Consider the following 1,749-nt stretch of genomic DNA (forward strand, 5'->3'; position numbering starts at 1 on the left):
GCACCTCAAGACGCCGGTCAGGCCGCGATTCGGCACTGGACGTGGCCGCGATCGAGGACATGACCCCAGCATGACAGCAGGGTCCGACAAATCTCCGGGCCTTGCCGACGGACCGGGTACCGCGCTGAGCTGACGAACTAGAACACCGCCTGCTCCACCAGGACGTCGGCGAATGCCGCCAGGTCGGCGGCGAAGATTGCGGGCTGCTCGAAGGCGGCGAAGTGCCCGCCGCGGTCCGCGACGCTGTAATGAACGAGGTTGTAGCGGTTGGCAGCCCACGCCCGCGGTGTCTGCAGCAGCTCATACGGGTAAACCGCGTAGCCGGTCGGCACGCTGACCCGCCCCTGCCACGAGCTGAGCGCGCCGTTGCCGGCGCGGGCGGACTCGCAGTACAGCCGGGCCGATGACGTCCCGGTCACCGTCAGCCAGTAGAACATCAGGTTGTCGATCAGCCGATCGGTGCTGATCGGCATGCCCTCGCGAATGTCGCACCAGGCGTGGAACTTCTCCAGAATCCAGCCGGCCAGGCCCACCGGGGAGTCGTCGAGGCCGAAGCCCAGCGAATGGGGGCGGGTGGCCTGGAGATTCAGGTAGGCGGTGCCGTCGGCGGTGCGCTGCACCGAGTCGATGATCGCCGCCTGCTCCGCCGGTGTCACCGCGGCCACCAGTTCGGGGTTGTCGCGATCGGGCGGGGCGAAGCACATGTTGGTGTGGATGGCCGCGACGCGGCCCGCGTGGTGCTCGCCGAGGTGGCGGGTGACCAGCGCGCCCCAGTCGCCGCCCTGGGCGACATAACGGTCATAGCCCAGCTGCCCCATCACGTCGTCTGCTGCGGCTGCCACGGCCGCCACGTCGACACCGGTCCGACGGGTGGGCCCGGAGAACCCGTAGCCGGGCATCGAGATGACCACGACGTGGAATCGCTTCCGTAGCAGCGGCACTGCATCCAGGAACTCCACAATCGAGCCGGGCCAGCCGTGGGTGATCAGCAGGGGGATGGCGTCGGGCTCGGATGACCGGATGTGCAGGAAGTGCACGCGCTGCCCGGCGGCCTCGGTGACGAACGAGCCGAGCGCGTTGACCTCGGACTCGACGCGCCGCCAGTCGTATGCGTGCAGCCAGTGCTCCACCACCGAGCGCAGGAAGCTTTGGTCGGTGCCGTAATCCCATGCGGCGCCCTCGATCTCCGCCGGCCAGCGGGTGTTGGCGAGCCGGCGGCGCAGATCATCGAGTTCGGCTTCGGGGACGTGTAGCGGCAACGGTTCAGGGTGAGTCACGGTGGCCTCCGGTCAGTCCGTCGATGATGTGGTCGCTGACGAAGCGGCGCACGGCGCGGGGGTTGTCGAGGTTCACCCGCATCGGCGGCAGCAGTTCGAAGCTGAACAGCATCCGCACGATCCATTCCCCGGCGCGGCCGGCATCGAGAGTGTCCTCGACTTCACCGCGCCGCTGCGCGGCACGCACCAGTGGCATCCACAGTGCCACCGAGCGCTGCACCAGGTCGTCGCCGCCGTGCTCGAGCAGCAGGACCAGCACACTCTGATTGATCGTGCGCGGGTCGGCCGCCGATCTGCGCCGATGCGCCGAGATCAACACCGCCGCGGCCGCAACCTGCTCGGCCAGGGTGTCCAGCTCGTTGACCTCGGCGGCCATGGTCGCGATGAATGCCGCGGACAGATGATCGAGTGCGGCGGCGATGGCCTCATCGCGGGTGCCGAAGACGTTGTGGACCTGTCTCTTATACACATC

Annotated in this window: 2 protein-coding genes; both read right to left on the reverse strand. The window is 68.4% G+C overall.

The features are described 5' to 3' along the window. Positions 1-137: 137 nt before the first annotated feature. Positions 138-1,277: an epoxide hydrolase gene (locus LI94_RS21075; RefSeq protein WP_046302462.1), complete on the reverse strand. Its 1,140-nt coding sequence runs from the start codon at positions 1,275-1,277 to the stop codon at positions 138-140. Further along, positions 1,264-1,749: hypothetical protein (locus LI94_RS21080; RefSeq protein ID WP_046302463.1), on the reverse strand; the 486-nt coding region annotated here is incomplete at its 5' end. The genes LI94_RS21075 and LI94_RS21080, both read right to left, overlap by 14 nt.

Origin of the sequence: Mycobacterium sp. UM_Kg27 (assembly GCF_000972905.1) — a bacterium.
Lineage (GTDB): Bacteria > Actinomycetota > Actinomycetes > Mycobacteriales > Mycobacteriaceae > Mycobacterium.